We start from the raw sequence: 16,980 nt of genomic DNA, 5'->3' as shown, positions 1-16,980 counted from the left end.
TCTTATTAGTATAGCCTATTTCCTGACCAGTCTCAAGCTTTGGATTCAAACCGAACCAATTTTGAATATAATTTTTAGCTATCACGGAATGTGATTGAAATCAGGTGATTTTCTCCCAGCGTCCCCATCAAGCCCAATGCATAATCAATCCTAAGCATCCCTACCGAGAAACCAACACCACAGGTAAAGGACTCCAGATCATATCCATGTTTATATCCTGCACGAAAAAAAACAACTTGTTTGATGGCGAATTCCATACCAACGTTTACTTTATCCTCACTTATAATATCCAGAGATGTCCATAAATGGTTTTGCATGCCCATGTCAAGCTTATAAGCAATACCCAGCCTGGAAGTAAAATGTAATGGATCAGCATGTTCCAGATAATTTATTTTTGTCCCAATATTTTGAAAAACAAAACCAATCGACAATCCTTTGACCGCTGTATCATAATAACCGCCAATGTCCATCGCAAGTGCATAGGCTTCGTATTCTTCAACCAACTTTGAAGAAATAACCTTCACTGCCACACCAAACCCCAATTTTCCAGGCACACTATCCAGATAATATCCTATCCCCAGACTCACAACATAGTCTTCCTCCGCTTTCAAGGTTTCCGAGGTCCCATCCAGCTCATTAATCTCAATCTCGCCGCCCTGAAAAGTAAAAAAACTTGCTCCCAGTGTTGAATGCTCGGTCGGAACCGTGATACCTAAAAAACCATAATAGGTATCCACCAAGCCCTTGCGATATTGTGCGTTCAATTCACCGCGTTTGACCTTGGCCAAACCGCCAGGATTATAATAGAGTGCATAAATATCATCTGCAACTGCAGTATACGCCTCACCAATCGCCAATACTCTCGCTCCTGCAGTCTGCAACAAAAACCTGCCGCCTGTCTCTGCATAATCCTCTGAATAAACCGCAAACGGCAAGCAGACAAAAACCATCACCGAAACAATTGAAGTTCTTTTTATTTTTCTTAAAAAACTTAAAAACATAGACGCCTTCCTTATTTCACAACACATATTTTCTTGGTATCCTTAAGCCCTGGCGCTTCAATATGCAAAAAATAAATACCGCTGGCAACAATATTTAGCCGTTCATTTTTACCATGCCACACTTCCAAATGTGACCCCGCATTTCGAAAAACGCCATTCAAAATTGTCACCACTAATGTACCGTCAATCGTATAAATTTTAATGGAAACCGGTCCGCTTTCGAAAAGATTGTAAACAATACTCATCGTCTCGTTATTTATTGGATTGAACTTATTATGAAATAACTTGATGGAATTGTCATTCACAGGAGGATAATAGCCTGAAATATTTTTATCCGGCCCGTCAGAAGCATATCCGATGCCTGTTAAAATTTGATTGTACGAACCTGAGCGATCCGTAATATACCAAATAGCCTGTAACGTATCCAAGCTGGAATAATTATTTTGGTTGGCATAAACAACCGCCAACCTGGCCCAATAGGCCCAATGATCTGGATCGTGACTGGTCCAGGGCTGTCCGAATATCAATCCGTCATCCGGAATACCTTTATGCGCATCACTGCAATAGGCCTTGATGAAGTGCGCGCAGCCATTTAATGAGCTGGTATTTTCACCAACCACAAGATCCTGTTCACCATCATCTGTTGAATCAATAATATAACCTTCATAATTATATCCCGAATCCATCACAATCATGTCCAACGTATGATCACCATAATATTCCCCGGTTCCGTAAAACCTTACATGTTGACCGGTCTCTGTGCTGTTCGGAAAATGGTATGCAATAATTCTGTTATAATTCCCATTATTAATTGCTTCTTGAATCGTAACGTCAATACTATCCGTTGAATGGTATGCTAATAATATTTCACCCTGATCTTTTTTATACACAATCGCTGAATGTGAAAACTCATCATATTCATTACTCAAAACATCTCCATCGTCGTAGCCAAATACCACAACATCGCCAACATTCAGTACGGTATTTAAATATTCAACAGAATTTGATATTATTTTTTCAGCATGCTCAAAATTTTCAATATAGGGCATCAAACTGACCACTGTTGATATGACACCGCCTTTTTTTATGTGATCCTCCAGTACACCATCGATAAAAAGAGCTTTGTCTTCATCTGTTCCAAGCATCATCCCACCCGCAATCAGGCATTGTGAAACAAAATTCGCACAATCAGCACCATGAAAATTGTCATAATCAGGATTTCTCCTATCCCAATAATCATCGGCATATTGCGCAACAACCGCAGTATTGTAAGCAACAACTGATTGCGCTAAAAAAGAAAACCCAAATAAAGCGGTTAGAATAAATATTATTTTTCTTTTCATCATCAATCGTCCTTATGCCTTTGAATTGCTTTTTCTGTTTCCTGCACAATAATCGAATTCCGAGAATTGAGCAATTGCTTGATGAGCTTTTTCTCTTGCCATCCTTTACTTTGAACAACCACGCCAATGGCCGATGGCCTAATTGTGCTCGAAGTATTTGAATCAAGGATTATTGCTTCAAGTACAGGTAATGCGCGTTTTTTATCATTTTTTTTGAGCAAAATTGATGCCGAAATAAACCTCACGTAGGTCACTTTATCATTTAGGCTTTGACGCACAACTTCAATGGATTTTTCGTCTCCAATTTCCCCTAAAGCCCTCAATGCTTTACTTGGTAAGCTTTTAGTCTTACTTTGGACATCTCTTCGATTTTTTAATAAATATTTCTTGCCTGCTTCTCCATTAAAATCAATGATCCAATTTTCGATGCCCTTCTTTAGCGCAGTATCCCTTAATGTTGGAAATGCCTGATTAATTTGATTGAATTTGGCTAATGCTATGGCTGCTGCAACCTTCACGCGTTGGTCTTTATCCTCCAATGCTTTTTGCAAAGCAGGGATAACTGAATGATCCCCGATTGTCTGCAATGCCACAACCGCAAATTGCCGACTCTTTGCGCATATATCTTTTTCCAGTACTTTTTTTAATACAGGTATTGCTTTAATATCTTTAGCCCATCCTAAGTACATGATCGTTTGATCACTGGATTTCCCCGGATTGGCCAATACTTCTTCCACCCGTTTGATATTTGCATCCACTTTTTTTCCATATTTTTCCTGTAACTGACGCGCCTGAATTTCCGAATTCCATTCTAAAGGTTTTTCTTTTTTAAATTTCTTTTGATAGGCGGCCTTTCTAGCCGCATTTTTTTTCGCAAACGCCTCTTCAAACGACATTTGTCCTCCGGTAGTTGCTGTGATTGCTGTAGCAATGGCAACAATACCGACTGCAGATAAAATGATGATGACCTTTTTATTCATTTTCATTTTTTAATCCTCTTTTTTTAATAGTCCTCTTCTTTAAAATCCCATCCCAATATAAATCCCCATAAAAAAGTAATCATGTTCCAACTTCTCCAAATAATCTTCATCAGGATATTGGACCGTCATGTAGTAATAACCGGCATAAGGCGAAATAACGATCCCCACATCCCTGCCGACAAACCATTTAAAACCAGCCTCGGCGCCGACAGTCAGAATTGTATCATCAAGCGTGCTTGAATAACCGCTTACGGTTTCAAAGGCATACCTTCCAAACTGAGCAGTCGCTTTGGGACCCAACCAGAAGCCGCATTGGCTCCCCGTCTCTCCGGCAGGATAATAACGCATCCCACCTCCAAATCCGTACCGGTTATATTTCCCCGCCAAATAATTTCGTTCAGAAGTTAAAAAAGAATACAATCCAATGAGTACAATGGATATTTTGTCTGTAATCGTACTTTCCAATTGAGCCTCGACCGTCTGTGTCCAATCATCATCTTCAATAGCCAATCTCAGGGGGTCAAACAACAGGCTGTATCGAAATGCCACCGAATTTTCTTCCATATTTTTTCCATCTTCGGCAGTCCCGACCATAAGCACTTCCGGCGGATTCAGCACCTCAGATGGTTCTTCAAGATCAACAGAAACAATCACTTCCCCTGCATTGACTGAATTGCCCTGTGAATCGGGATTGCTTCTTTCCAATGGTTCCCATTCATCCTGATTATCCAATTGCTCCAGACTTATCCAGGATATTTCCTCTGATGGTTTTTCTGCCCGACACATCGTACAAATCGACAGTATAAACAGAAAAAAAATAATAATTATTTTATTCCTCATTTACATTCCTTTTTTTGGGATATCACCCTTTAATTACTTAGACTGATCTTTTCTGATTTTCATTTAATTTTTTTAAAATTATTTTTAATCGTGATACTGTTCCGCAACTTTTTGAAAAACTTCTTTCAAATGGGACACATACTGTTCCTGAATGCGGTTAAAAATGGCGAGAGCTGTCCGGCTGTCATAGATGTGGGACGTACGATTGCGGTCTTCAAGCATGTTTAGGAATACTTGATCTTCTGTAATCCATCCCAGCCGAAAAGCCTCCTGGAGGATGGCTTTGGGCGTGGCAGCCTGGATGCCCTGGTCTGCCAAAATAATTTTCAAAGTTTTCCAAAAAAGTTCAAAAGAAAATTCGAAACGCTGGATGACGCCGTCTCTTTCCAGTTCCTCGCGCGCCGACCGCGCACCTTCATCCAGTTTCGTGAGCGCTTTCCCTAATTTTTCAAATGCAAACTTAATTTCATTTTTCATAGAGTGTTTTCCCGGTTTGCAAAATAATTTGTTTGAATTCCGGATCTACATCATTTAGAAAAACAACATCCACTTTGTACAGCCCTAAAACAGTTTCAAGTTCCTGACGCATCTGTTGCATTTTATCAATACCCGGTGATTTCCCGGGCAATGCAACATCAAAATCCGCCTGAGGTGCATGTAAACCCTTGCCGCGTGAACCGAACAATATAATCCTGTCAGGTGCCAACTGTTTTTGAAGAACCGCAATAATTTTTTGTTGAATTTCCTGCTCTCTGTTTGTCATAGCGAATTTATTGTATCACACACCGCCTGCAAACAACCATGGCTATCCTACTTAAACCGCAACAAGACCGATATCCGGTGCTGGTGGGCGCCGACTTCGGACAAATCATAATGAAATGCATAATCAATTTCATAAATATTCGGACGGTAGGACGCGCCGGCAGTCACTTCCTGGCCATTGTACCCCACCCGCGCACCCAGACTCTCGACATACCAGTACTCCACCCCGATCCGGGCATTGAAACGCTGATATTCTGTGAATTCAAAATCAATGGCGGTTATCAAATGATTAAAATATATTTCTTCCTGAGACGGCAAAAAACGCATAGCAGCACCCAGCTTGACATTTACCAGCGAAGCATCCTTGGCATCCGAATCCTGCCAGTGAAGCTGCTGGAAAAGATTCTGGATATTAATCCCGAGGGTATGGTCCCAATACAGTACCGGCTGCCAAAGAGCCCCCACATCAAGCCCAAACCCATACGCTGAATAGGCATCAATACCTTGATGAAGCATTTTCAAATTGGCCCCCAGACTCAATCCCTTGACCCAATTATGGATTTTTTTGCCATAGCTGACAATAAGTGTGTTTTCTGAACTGCTAAACGTATTGGTGACCTCTCCGCTTTCACCCCGGCCCTCCAGTTCACCCACACCAAAGTTGATCCATGACAGGGAAAATGCACCCAGATCGGGAATTTGAAAAGAATACGACAGATAACTTGAACTCATCTTATTATCCAAAAAAGCATATTGCATGCCTGCCTGGTACATATATAAATCCATCTGCCCCAAACCGGCCGGATTCCAATAACCGGCAGTGGCATCATCCGCCAGCGCGACAAAGGCACCGCCCATACCGGATGCTCTGCTGCCCACACCTTGGAACAAATAAGACCCGGCACCATAGTTGTTGCCATCCGCCCCTGCCACACACGGCATTAGCAAAATACTCAGTAAAATAATAACTTTTTTCATTCTGGTTTTTTCTCCCCTCAATTGAATTTCAGCCTTTACTATTAGACTGATTTTCGCTTTTTTCCATGCACTTTTTTTAAAAAAAATTATTCCTCTCCGCCGGGTTTGATGGCCCGATGGAGGGTAAACGTCCCGCCGCTGAGTTCTTCGTACTCCACCTCATCATAACCGGCACGAATCAACATGCGCCCTAATTTGTCGGCATCCGGATAGTGGATCAGTGAATCATTCAGATGGTGCAGCATACTGCTGGGAATACGCGCCTTCCACCATCCCCAAAATGGCAGCCAGTATTCCCGCTGCACGATCGTCAACAAACGCCAGAAGGGATTTACCGGCACTGCCAATTCAAGGATAATCATGGGGGCGTCTTTTTTCAAAACGCGGCGGCATTCTTTGAGCACAGTGCGAATATCAGAGACAAAGCGCATCCCAAAAGAAATAAACACGGCATCAAAAAATTCATCCGGAAAAGGCATAATCTCAACATTCTCGGTTTTGCACTCAATCCGCCGGTGCAGATGGTCGCTGCGAATTTTTTGTTTGGCAAGCGTCACCATGGCAGGGCAGAAATCGACCGCCACCACATGCGTGGGTGACCCAAAATGGCGCGCCAGCTGTATGGACTGAATGCCGGTCCCGGAACACGCATCCAAAATACGATGCGGCTTCACCAAACCGGAAATATCTATCGCATGACTGCGCCACTGCGCTCCTTGTTTGCTGATTAAAGCCGGTTCAAGTACATCATAGAATATTGCCAATTTTGTAAAAATAGTGCGGACAATCCTGTTCCGCGAAATGGATCGTACCATGGCTCAAACACTCCGTCCGATCATTTCAATTTCCCATACAGCCGGAACAACTCCCCGAATGCACGCAGGATCACTTTAATATTTGCTCCGGTCTGTGTCCCGGCAATGCGCGGGTAATGGTGGACCCCCACCTCCCGAAACGTGTACCCCATCTTTTTTGCCCGGGCTAAAAGTTCGGTTGAAATCATGGCGCCCTTGGCTTGAATTTCATCACCATCCACCACACGCCGCTGGAAAAGTTTAAACGCGCAGTCAATATCCCGGACCTTGCCATGCAGCCCAAACAAAGTCCTCACCAGCGTTCCCCAGGCAAAAGCATTTAAGGAGCGTAGAAAACCGTCCTGCCGCTTCAGGCGGTATCCGGCAACAAAATCAGCTGCTTGGGTTGCCGGCAGCAGCAGGGCGATCTCTGAAGTATCAAATTGGCCGTCACCGTCTGTAAAAAAAATCCAATCCAGTTTAGCCTCACGCAGACCGGTCTTGACCGCACCGCCGTATCCCTGGTTTTTTTGATGCCGGATATAACGGACACCGGGAAATTCTTTTTCCAGTTTTGCCGCCACCTCAGCCGTATGGTCTGATGAGCCGTCATCCACAATAATGACCTCCCATTGGTTGGCCAGCTGTTGTAAAGTCTCCACGGTTTTGCGGGTTAGTTTTTCTAAATTCGCAGCCTCATTGTACGCAGGAAAGAAAGCGGAAATATTTAATTTTTGTTTGTCCATCATGATAAACCGATCCTTTTTAAAAAAAAATTTGAAAAATATATTACTACAAATGATACAACTTCCCTTGCATGAATGCATCCAGTATAGCAGTTTTTTATTTTCGCTTCGTGGTTTTCTTCCAAATTACGCGTTTTTGCCCGGCTTTTTTAATCTTTTTCAAACCAGTTGCTTTCGTAATCCCGGACCGCACAGCTTTCTTTTCCGGTATATATTCTTTTATGGTTTCCGCCGCTTCCCGACCCAGGCGGATGCTGTAACTCATCCCCCGATCCTCCGGATAAATTTGGGCCATATTTGCCAGATACAACCCGGTAATGGGCGACGCATACGGAACCAGGGTTTTTCCGAATCCAGCCCGAATGACGGGTTGGGCAAACGGCGCATGAAAAACATGACTCTGTACAACATCCGCCGGCGTAAAAGAAGGAATAATTTTTTTAAGATAGTCGTAATATTCTTTGAGCAGTGTCTTATCGTCTGCACGGTAGCGGGGATGCTCTGTCGGCAGATAGGAAGAAAGATAGAGTACATGCCGGTCTTGATAATTTTTCTTATCAATAAAATTGGAATGCTCAATCACAGCAATGAAGGGACTTTGTCGATCAGGAATATTCATCCAGTAAATCGGTGACAATGACCGCTTCAATGTCAACACTGCGCAGACATTGCCGATATAGGTCACCTGCCGGAGACGGTCCCAGTAATCGCCAACACTGTTTTTTGAAAGTAATTTTATAAGACCCTGAGGCGCCAAGGTTGCCAGCACACTATCGAATATCTCTGTTTTGGCGGATGTCTTCCAACCTCGAGCCCTCCCATTCTTTACCACGATTTGACGGACTGCTTCGCTGCAGCGGACGCTGCCGCCCAACTTTTTAATGTCCTGTACCAAACGGTCATGCAACACCTGAAAACTTCCCCGAAGATATCCCAGGCTTTCTTTGGTCATCCCTTTTTCGCGGCTCCCGGCGCGGGTGTGAATCCGGGAATAAAACCAGGGCATACCGATTTCAGATGCATACTCACCAAATTTCCCATGCAGCAAGGGGCCCCAAATAACCTCCCATGCTTGCTTTCCAAACGCCTGGATAATCCAATCTTTGGCACAAACATTCTCATATTTCCACCAATTTTTTATCCTGGATAAATACAGCACAACCACACCAAACCGGATGCGGTTAAAAAACGAGAGCGGTTTAAAACGGATCAAATCCAGGGGTGAGGCAAACTTAAACAGCCGGTTGTTCTTAAAAATCCCCATGGGCGTCTCTTGCCAGATAATTTCATCCGCCAGACCCACCTCTTTAATCAGTTGCACGGTCTCTTGGTCGGTGGTGAAAAAATGGTGATAAAAAATCTCCAGGCGCGTACCTTGAAACGAAAAAGTCCCGGCCAGTCCGCCTGTTTTTTTTTCTTTTTCAATAACCGTAACGTTGTGCCCGGCTTTTAATAATTGACGGGCCGCCGTCAACCCGGCCAGCCCTGCTCCGATAATACCGATATTCATACAATAGGCTCCTTGTACTAAAAATTTCCCGATTCAGCGTCAGCATCCCAAGACATTACTATTCCCGGCAAGTGGTTATTTTATTCATGCGAAGCGATATCATTGAGTATACTAAAACTGTTCGCCCAGCAACATTTACGGTAAATAATCCGGGATTTTTCGTGTTCGCATGAATAAAATAACCACTTGCCGGGAATACCCATCTCGTGCTATATTCCTGCGGATTCCTGCGCTTTAGCCTCCATCTCGCGAAAGCTGAGTTTCATGGTCCACATATAATAAAATCCCCACAATGTAATCGGCAGCCACACCAATGTATGAATCACTAAAATGCATGGCAGGGCCGTGCTTTTCACAATACCAAAAAGCATCAAAGTACCGACACCAAAAAACTCAAAAGGTCCGATATAGCCCGGCGAGGACGGAATCATAATACCGAGATTCACGACTGCCATAAGCATAATCGCCACATAGGCCGGCAGCTCCAGCCCAAAGGCACGGAGCACAAAATAATAGGCCGCACTCTCGCCGCTCCAGGCCAATACGGAAAAAGTAAACGCCAGCATGCTGTTGCGCTTACTTTTAAGTACGGAAAAACCATCAAGCAATGAACCGAATATCTTATCCACAGGCCGGCCGATTTTCTCGGGCAACATCCGGGTCAACTTCCCTAAAACAGTTGTCGCTAATTTTTTCCAGGTGATGATCGCAAACAGGATTATAAACATGGCAACAAACAGCAGCGTTGTCAGATTAACAATCAAATTAATCATTTGGACAAACTCCGCATTCCCCTGCGTTTCCGGCAGGTGATAAAAATAAAGCACCACACCGGCAAACAATACCATCACCAGGCCATCGTAAGCACGTTGCATGATCACGGTGGCAAAAACCGCACTCTTGGATATATTTTCACGTTTCCCAACCACATACGCCCGGACAAATTCACCTGCCCGCGCAGGAAAAACATTATTAAACATAAACCCTAAAATCAGCGGAGGGAACAGCTGCTGCCAGGATATCCGCTTAATCGTGTGCATCAAGTATTGCCAGCGAATCGCACGCAACACATACCCCAACAGATAAACAATCAATGCGGGCACCAACCAGCGATAGTCCGCATGCACCAGCGCGGTTTTCAAACCGAACACATCCACCTGACGAAAAACCAAATACAAAAACAAACCGGTCATAAAAATACCGATCCAAAATCTTTTCTTTTTTAGTAAACTCATTTTGCCTTCCTTAATAGGATCATGCCTTTTTTCTTGATCCAATCAGATTAAAAAAATTACCGCCCTAATCTTTACGTCCGGCTCAGCGTCCCTGCTCGACGGATAGCACGGTAAAAGGTACTTTCTCCTTGGGTTTACCCGGCGGCGTCCAGTAAAAAACAATTCTGGGATAGGCTCCCTCGGTCTTTTGATAATCAATCCGAATCGAATGTTTCCCTTTACTCAGGCGTGTACTGCCCTGTGCTTCACGATCAACTTTATCATTGGCCACCACTGCCTGGCCATCAATAAAGACCCAGGAACGCTCATTGGATAACGTCCCAAAGGTATAACGGCCTGTCTCAGGTATCAAAATGGTGCCTGCCCAACGAACCGAGAAGGGTGATGCCATGGTAAAATCATGACCCAACATGGAAATCAGCGGATCCACGCGGCAAAATGTGGGCCGGCCGCTCCAGTCGGTTGCGCGGTAATACGTCCCCACCAGTCCATGCACCTGGATTCGCGGCGATAAAACATGTCCGGGAACCGTGTTCCAGGGTCCGGTAGTACCGCGCTTCCATTGCAAGGTCACTGTTTTCCGACTATCCCTCAACCTGGCCTGAACGGAAATACGGTGCATGCCCTGCGCCAATTCAACACCCTTACCCGAAACAACCCGGTCCTCAATTCGTATCACAGCGCGTTCTTCCCCCTGCAAACGAAACTGATAGGTTTCCCAAGCAGGTGCGCGTATGCTTCCGGTCCAGCTTACCCGGATAGGTGCCGCCAGTTCGTGTATTGCAAGGTTGATGCTGAATCCCTGTTTGCCGGCGTGCTCCGTGATGACCCTGCCTCGGCTGTCTTGATAACTTGCCAGCAAACCCCGCGAGGCCTGGATCTCCGCCTGAAGCACCTCATACGATGTAAACAAGGAAAAATCATACGGACTGTGATGGATTGTTTCTTTCCCATCGGGATAGTAATAACGCAGCAGTTCCAAAGCGCCGTCATGAATCGGCAGTAACATATAGGACAGATTTTTTTCTTTCTGGTAGTCCGATGGAATGGACTGAATCATATCAAATGGTTCCGTATCATGATGGGGATATCCCATAAAACGAATCGTGGGATAATAATACGACCCGGCTGAAATATAAGTATGGTAATCGGATCCCAGCGCATGAATCCGGCTGCCGATCGCATGTTGTTGAGAAGAAAACTCCGACCAACTGGCAACATGCCCGGCCTGCCGCACAAAATAATCATACAGGTTGCGGGAGCCGATCACCGCAACCAACAAAACCAGACCGACCCAAAGCCACGGCCGGATACGCATCCCCTCGGTCAACTCGCGCACCGCCTGCCAGAGTCGTTCCAAGCCAAAGGTCATAATGAGCATCACCGGAACAATCGCGCCAATACAGCGATAACTCTGCGGTGCTTCAATGGTTAAAAATCCCGGCACCAACGCAACCAAAAACCACCAGACCGCAAGAAACGTATGCCGGCGATGCAGCCGCATGAATGACCAAATCAGACCAAAACCGAACAACAGTCCGGCAATCGGCGAAAGCATGGGTGCTTCCGGAAGATTGTGTCTGCCATTACAATCTCCAAAATAATGAAACATCAAAAGTGTAGTCTTAATATTTCGCCATAGGGCTTCCAGCGCTTGTTCGGGCGGCACATGACTAAAAATAATCACCTGCCCGTTGCGGGAAAAAAAACGATGCTTCTCAGTCAGTGCAAAATGACCCAGCGGTATAAAAACCGCCAGGGAAACAACCAAAAAAGCCAAAAGTCCTTGCCACTGTTCCTTGAGAAATTTTCTGTCCCAGGCCAGCTGGAGCACCATATAAGGGCCGAGCACAAACGGCACTAAATTGGAGGCATAATAGGTGTACAATCCCAGTGCGACGGACAACCCGGAAAAAGCCATATGCCACCGGTTCTTGGTCTCCATCCCGCGAATTAAAAAATAAGCCGCCGCCACCCCGAAAAGGGGTGTGAGAATACCCACAAAATTAATCCGCGAAAAATTGATATGCCAGCGCAGCAGTGCAAACAGGAGCGCGCCTGCCAGGGCAACCGGACGGGAAACCATCCGCCGTGCAAGAAAATAAAACATAATTACCGTCGCGGTCCCGGCAAATACCGGAACAAACTTCACGGCCGTAGCGCTGACCCCAATAAAAACAAGCGCCACAACATTAAAATAATGAAACAATGTCGGTAAAGGTGCGTCAGAAGGACCAAAGATAGGCAAATAACCCGGTTCCTGAATAATCTGAAGCGCAATCAACGCATTGACCGCCTCATCAAAATGAAACCCGTGCGGAATCTCCGCCAACCGCCATACCCGGACCACGATGGCAACCACAACAATAAGTCCCAATGCCATTGCCTCAAATTTGGAGTCCTGGTCGATTTCAGAAGATCTGTGATCGGACTGTTTCCAAAAAGCGATCACAGCAAACACTGCTGCCAAAACCCAAAATAAAAGCCCCAGAGATAAGTGCCGGGCCGCAAACTGATTTTGTCCCAACCAGGCCAGGATCACTGCCATACCGACAAAACCGGGTTTATACAGTTCAAGCCATTGAAAAATTTTGGGTGCTCCGGCAGTTGCTACAATATTTTTTCGCTGCCCACGCTTTTGCTGAGATATTTTTTTCTTGCGCATCGTTTTACCTGCCATTGCATTCCTCGTTTTTATTTTTTGCTTTCCCAAGCATTCTTGTCCAAATAAAGTCAAATTCCTATCCGCAGATTACACCGATTACGCCGATTTTAAAAAACTTTAAATCATTTGCTTTTATGTTTTGTCTTTTAGACCTAATCCAAAAAATCTGCGAAATCTGTGGATCATGCCTTTGTTTTCAAGCTTTTATAAAATCTTTTTTATTAACACTTAAAAAAAGCCTGCACCTGTGTAATCACCTGCTTGACATCCTGGTCCGTGGTTTCCGGTACAATCGGCAGGCAGAGAACTTCCTTGGCCGCTTGGTCACTGTTGGGAAACTTCCTGCGTGCCGAAACATTGTTGGACAATACCGGCTGTTGATGCAGCGGCAGCGGATAATGCACTGCCGTGCTGATGCCTTTTTCCAAAAGATAGTGCTGGAGCAAATCACGCTTAGCTGTGCGAATCGCGTACTGATGAAAAACATGCGTATTGCCTTTTACCACCTGTGGTGTGAAAATCGGCAGCTTTGCAAATGCTTTGGCATAGGCCGCAGCGATGGATTGACGCCTTTTGTTCCACGCGCGCAGCAATGGCAGCTTAACACGCAGGGCCGCTGCCTGTACTTCCGCCAATCGGGAGTTCACCCCCAATTCATCGTGGTAATATTTACGGTCAGCACCATGCTGCCGGAGCCGGTTTAACCGTTTTGCCAAATCTGCGTTATTGGTCATCACCATTCCGGCATCACCCAAGGCGCCCAGGTTCTTTGTTGGGAAAAACGAGAGACACCCCACGTGACCGATCGCACCGACCGGCATTTTCCGGTACATGGCACCGATCGCCTGGGCGGCATCTTCAATCACCGCTACTTTATTTTTCCTGGCAATGGCCATCAGCCGGTTCATGTCCGCTGCCTGCCCGTATAAATGAACCGGGATGATTGCCTTGGTTTTACGGGTTATGCTTTTTTGAACAGCATCCAAATCAAGATGAAATGACGCCTCATCAATGTCAACCAGCACCGGCGTCGCACCAACCAGCATGACAGCTGTGGCCGTTGCTACAAAAGTAAAATCCGGTACAATCACCTCATCACCCGGACCAATATCCAATGCCCGCAAGGCTAAAATCAGGGCATCGGTTCCGGAATTGACACCCAAGGCATGCTTCGCTTTACAAACGTGGGCCAGCTCCTTCTCCAATGCCTTAGTCTGAGGCCCCATAATAAATTGGGCCGAATCAAGGGTTTCCCCCAGAACTGCCAGCAATTCTTTTTTCAAACCTTTATGCTGTTGGGGTAAATTTATAAATGGTACAAGATTTTTTTTCACGGTTTGCGCCTTATTTTTCATCGATCCAATATGCCTCATTTCTTGGTATCCTTATAATTTTTCTCTGTATTGCTTGATTGCTCATCCTTAAAAAATCAACATTTTATTCAACCTGCTTTAACCATCACTTGTTTGCGTGATCACAAAAAAGTTCTCTTCAAAAGAAGCAGAGCTATTTTTACTTATTTCATATATTTTTTCTACTTTTTTATTCCTCTAGTCGTGCATTCCAATATTTTATTTTATACCAACCGGATATCTTTGTTTAATTTACTTGTATGAGCATATTGATTATTCTATAATATCTTAAAATTTAACGATAAAAATCCACAGACTTAACCCACATGATATATGATAATTCTTCTCGGGTCCACACTTGACGCCCGTGGTATTTTTGTCCTGAGATGTTCGCCTTCGGCGATATTAACTCGCTTCATCAATGGGCTTACCCGGCATTCGCCGGGCAGGCTACCCATTGTGTTTGCGTTGGCACGATAAAATTCTTTGAAAAGGTGCTGCCACAATGCCAGATAAATCAATAAAACAGACAAAAACGGCCAAAACAACCAAAAAAAAGGCAACCAAAGCACGCATAGTCACCACAAAAAAGGCTGTAACAAAAAAAACAGCGACAAAAAAAGTGGTTGCCGCTGATCCTATCCCAACCAAGGCGCACATTGAACAAAAAAAAGGCGTTCCGGAACCTGTCGTGACAGTTCCAATACAAACAATCCAACCTGAGCCAATACCCCCAAAACGGGGACTTCCGAATTTTCTTCGTGTTGGAATCATTTTATTACTCGGCATTTTGGTTTCTTTTGAAGTCTTCTATGTCGTGAAAACAAAAACTGATCAGCAAAGGGTCCTGCGACGATTGCCCGATATCATTGGTGTCCGGGGTCTCCCCGACAGACCCGGCCATTTTACCGGTCCCATATATTTAAGAAAAGATTCCCTCAATCGACTTTTACTGGTTGATATTAATTTGCATAAAATTATTGTATGGGATATTGCAACACGGAAATCCCTGTTTGATATAACCCGCATACAAGCAAAAAAAGAAACCTTTGATCCTTACCTGGTTGATGTTGATGGTGATGGTAATATCGCAGCTTGGGACCGAACCAACAGTGAAATTGTTATTTTTAATAGCACCGGGAAATTCATGCAACGCTGGCAGGTTCCTCCCACCAGCGGACTGACTTTTGATTCGATTGGGAATGTTTATATTTCTGATGCAACCCGAAATGTGGTGGTTCAGTTTAGCCCAACAGGACAACAACTCAAAACGATTGGAAAAAACAAACTCACCCAACCGCGAAACCTGACCACGGACGACGAGGGAAATCTTTACGTGGTGGATAAGGGTGCAAAGCGGGTCAATGTTTTTTCTCCAACCGGTAAGTTCGTCCGGTATTGGAAAACCACCGCTGAAGTAATTGATCTCCAGGGAAACGAAGTCTATATGCTTGATTTAACTGACAACATGCTAAAAAAATATACGTCCAAAGGGAAACTGGCCTGGCAAGCCGCCATCCCATTCCCTGTCACATTGGCGGTCGATAAAAAAAATGTTTTCTATATGTCCGGCAGTGGCGGAATTGAAAGTTTTATCGCCGAAAAATAAAGTTTATTTTTAAAAAATCATTCGTTCTTAATCAATCAACATGCTTGTTGACAGACGATAAAAACATTTAATCCGTTTTTTTCAAACACCGTTCAACGGTCGGCATCCACATAGATAACAGGCCAAAACCAACGAAAACCAGTAAGCATTCTCGCGATACGTTTTAACCAATTCCAGGGAATAAATTGAAAACCCATATACGTTTTAAACAAATCCACGCGAACATTTTTAAATCCAACGTTTAAAAAATATTTTTTCCATGTATTTAGCATAAATGATTTTTCATATCCATACTTCATATGCTTCCCCTTCAATAAACGCATATGAAACCATTCTGCAATAGGACGGATGATGGGCAGCTCAGGAATATTTCCCCACAGTTGTGCATAAGTCAATGATGCGATCGACAAACAAGGAACGGTTGATGTGATGCGCCCCTGCGGTGTAAGAACACGATAGGCCTCTTGGACCGCCAATTCTGTCTCAGGAAAATGCTCCATAGACCCGCCCGCATAGATATAATCAACCACAGACGCTCGAATGGGCAATTGGCGCAAATCACCTACAACAAATAAAGCCTCAAGTCCGGCTTGAGTAAATAAATCCCGTGCGCGGCGACAAGCTGACAGACTGGTATCCACACCAATGACCTGAATTTTTTTTTCCCGCGCAAGCACCAAAGATTTACGTGCATCACCACATCCGGCTTCAAAAAAAACATCCCAGGATTTTCCAGGCGCATGTTCACGAATATGATTCATCGCATCCGCATAGGCCGGATCATCTTCAATCCGATTGATATCGATCATTTCGACAGCTTGCCAATTGGCATCCCAAACTGCTTTTGCCTGTTGAATGGATGCTTTATCTTTTTCTCCGGGAAGCATGATCGGAATACCTTCCACGACGGGAAAAAAAGCCTGGCATGATTGGCATTGAATACACTCACCCTCCATTTTTATTGATGATTGGCAAACCGGACACGACAGTAAGTGCTCAATAATTTTTTTTTGGTCGGTCATTATCACTGATCGCGATCCTTTTTTTGCATATTTTCTACATCCATTCGTCTTCGATAAGTCAATACCGTTCACCATTTTTTTGTCGAACGGTGAATTGTAACTTATAGTGCGACACATTCAACTCAGAAGACCTTTTTGCGTAA

15 protein-coding genes are annotated in these 16,980 nt (G+C 44.4%); 1 reads left to right on the top strand and 14 read right to left on the bottom strand.

The genetic code is table 11. From position 1 onward, the window contains the following. Nucleotides 1-74: 74 nt before the first annotated feature. The 13 genes from K8S19_11060 to K8S19_11000 form a co-directional block, all read right to left on the bottom strand. Nucleotides 75-1,001 carry a PorV/PorQ family protein gene (locus K8S19_11060; GenBank protein ID MCD4814216.1) on the bottom strand — a complete coding sequence of 309 codons (927 nt, stop codon included), beginning with the start codon at nucleotides 999-1,001 and terminating at the stop codon, nucleotides 75-77. Between the two features lie 11 nt (nucleotides 1,002-1,012). Next, complete coding sequence (locus K8S19_11055) at nucleotides 1,013-2,347, bottom strand: amidase domain-containing protein (GenBank protein ID MCD4814215.1); 1,335 nt, start codon at nucleotides 2,345-2,347, stop codon at nucleotides 1,013-1,015. Further along, entirely contained in the window at nucleotides 2,347-3,330 is a 984-nt protein-coding gene (locus tag K8S19_11050) for a HEAT repeat domain-containing protein (GenBank protein MCD4814214.1), read from the bottom strand. The genes K8S19_11055 and K8S19_11050 overlap by 1 nt, the downstream gene beginning before the upstream one ends. A gap of 33 nt (nucleotides 3,331-3,363) precedes the next feature. Then, nucleotides 3,364-4,164, bottom strand: a complete 801-nt coding sequence (locus tag K8S19_11045) for a DUF3575 domain-containing protein (GenBank protein ID MCD4814213.1) — start codon at nucleotides 4,162-4,164, stop codon at nucleotides 3,364-3,366. An 84-nt stretch (nucleotides 4,165-4,248) separates the two neighbouring features. Beyond that, the gene (locus K8S19_11040; protein ID MCD4814212.1) at nucleotides 4,249-4,641 is read right to left on the bottom strand and encodes a nucleotidyltransferase substrate binding protein; all 393 of its coding nucleotides are present in this window, start codon (nucleotides 4,639-4,641) and stop codon (nucleotides 4,249-4,251) included. After that, nucleotides 4,631-4,927, bottom strand: a complete 297-nt coding sequence (locus tag K8S19_11035) for a nucleotidyltransferase domain-containing protein (GenBank protein MCD4814211.1) — start codon at nucleotides 4,925-4,927, stop codon at nucleotides 4,631-4,633. Before K8S19_11035 ends, K8S19_11040 begins: the two co-directional genes overlap by 11 nt. Before the next feature lie 47 nt (nucleotides 4,928-4,974). Next, on the bottom strand, nucleotides 4,975-5,904 hold the full coding sequence (locus K8S19_11030) for a PorV/PorQ family protein (GenBank protein MCD4814210.1): 930 nt from the start codon (nucleotides 5,902-5,904) through the stop codon (nucleotides 4,975-4,977). 86 nt (nucleotides 5,905-5,990) lie between these two features. Beyond that, nucleotides 5,991-6,719 carry a class I SAM-dependent methyltransferase gene (locus K8S19_11025; GenBank protein MCD4814209.1) on the bottom strand — a complete coding sequence of 243 codons (729 nt, stop codon included), beginning with the start codon at nucleotides 6,717-6,719 and terminating at the stop codon, nucleotides 5,991-5,993. Between the two features lie 20 nt (nucleotides 6,720-6,739). Continuing rightward, complete coding sequence (locus tag K8S19_11020; protein ID MCD4814208.1) at nucleotides 6,740-7,444, bottom strand: glycosyltransferase family 2 protein; 705 nt, start codon at nucleotides 7,442-7,444, stop codon at nucleotides 6,740-6,742. A gap of 97 nt (nucleotides 7,445-7,541) precedes the next feature. Beyond that, a complete protein-coding gene (locus K8S19_11015) occupies nucleotides 7,542-8,954 on the bottom strand; it encodes an NAD(P)/FAD-dependent oxidoreductase (protein MCD4814207.1) in 1,413 nt (470 codons plus the stop codon). A gap of 209 nt (nucleotides 8,955-9,163) precedes the next feature. After that, a complete protein-coding gene (locus K8S19_11010; protein ID MCD4814206.1) occupies nucleotides 9,164-10,189 on the bottom strand; it encodes a flippase-like domain-containing protein in 1,026 nt (341 codons plus the stop codon). 82 nt (nucleotides 10,190-10,271) lie between these two features. Then, nucleotides 10,272-12,869: a glycosyltransferase family 39 protein gene (locus K8S19_11005; GenBank protein ID MCD4814205.1), complete on the bottom strand. Its 2,598-nt coding sequence runs from the start codon at nucleotides 12,867-12,869 to the stop codon at nucleotides 10,272-10,274. 206 nt (nucleotides 12,870-13,075) lie between these two features. After that, the gene (locus tag K8S19_11000; protein ID MCD4814204.1) at nucleotides 13,076-14,227 is read right to left on the bottom strand and encodes a DegT/DnrJ/EryC1/StrS family aminotransferase; all 1,152 of its coding nucleotides are present in this window, start codon (nucleotides 14,225-14,227) and stop codon (nucleotides 13,076-13,078) included. Nucleotides 14,228-14,711: 484 nt separating this feature from the next. Here K8S19_11000 and K8S19_10995 point away from each other — a divergent pair, with 484 nt between their 5' ends. Further along, the gene (locus tag K8S19_10995) at nucleotides 14,712-15,815 is read left to right on the top strand and encodes an NHL repeat-containing protein (GenBank protein MCD4814203.1); all 1,104 of its coding nucleotides are present in this window, start codon (nucleotides 14,712-14,714) and stop codon (nucleotides 15,813-15,815) included. A 92-nt stretch (nucleotides 15,816-15,907) separates the two neighbouring features. Here the strand turns inward: K8S19_10995 and K8S19_10990 are convergent, their stop codons facing one another. Further along, nucleotides 15,908-16,837, bottom strand: a complete 930-nt coding sequence (locus tag K8S19_10990; GenBank protein ID MCD4814202.1) for a methyltransferase domain-containing protein — start codon at nucleotides 16,835-16,837, stop codon at nucleotides 15,908-15,910. Nucleotides 16,838-16,980: the final 143 nt, after the last annotated feature.

This window comes from bacterium, assembly GCA_021108215.1.
Lineage (GTDB): Bacteria > Oederibacteriota > JAAXVQ01 > JAAXVQ01 > JAUVAV01 > JAIORK01.
Note: the sequence above shows the minus strand (reverse complement) of the source record. Positions and strands in the feature narration are given on the sequence as shown.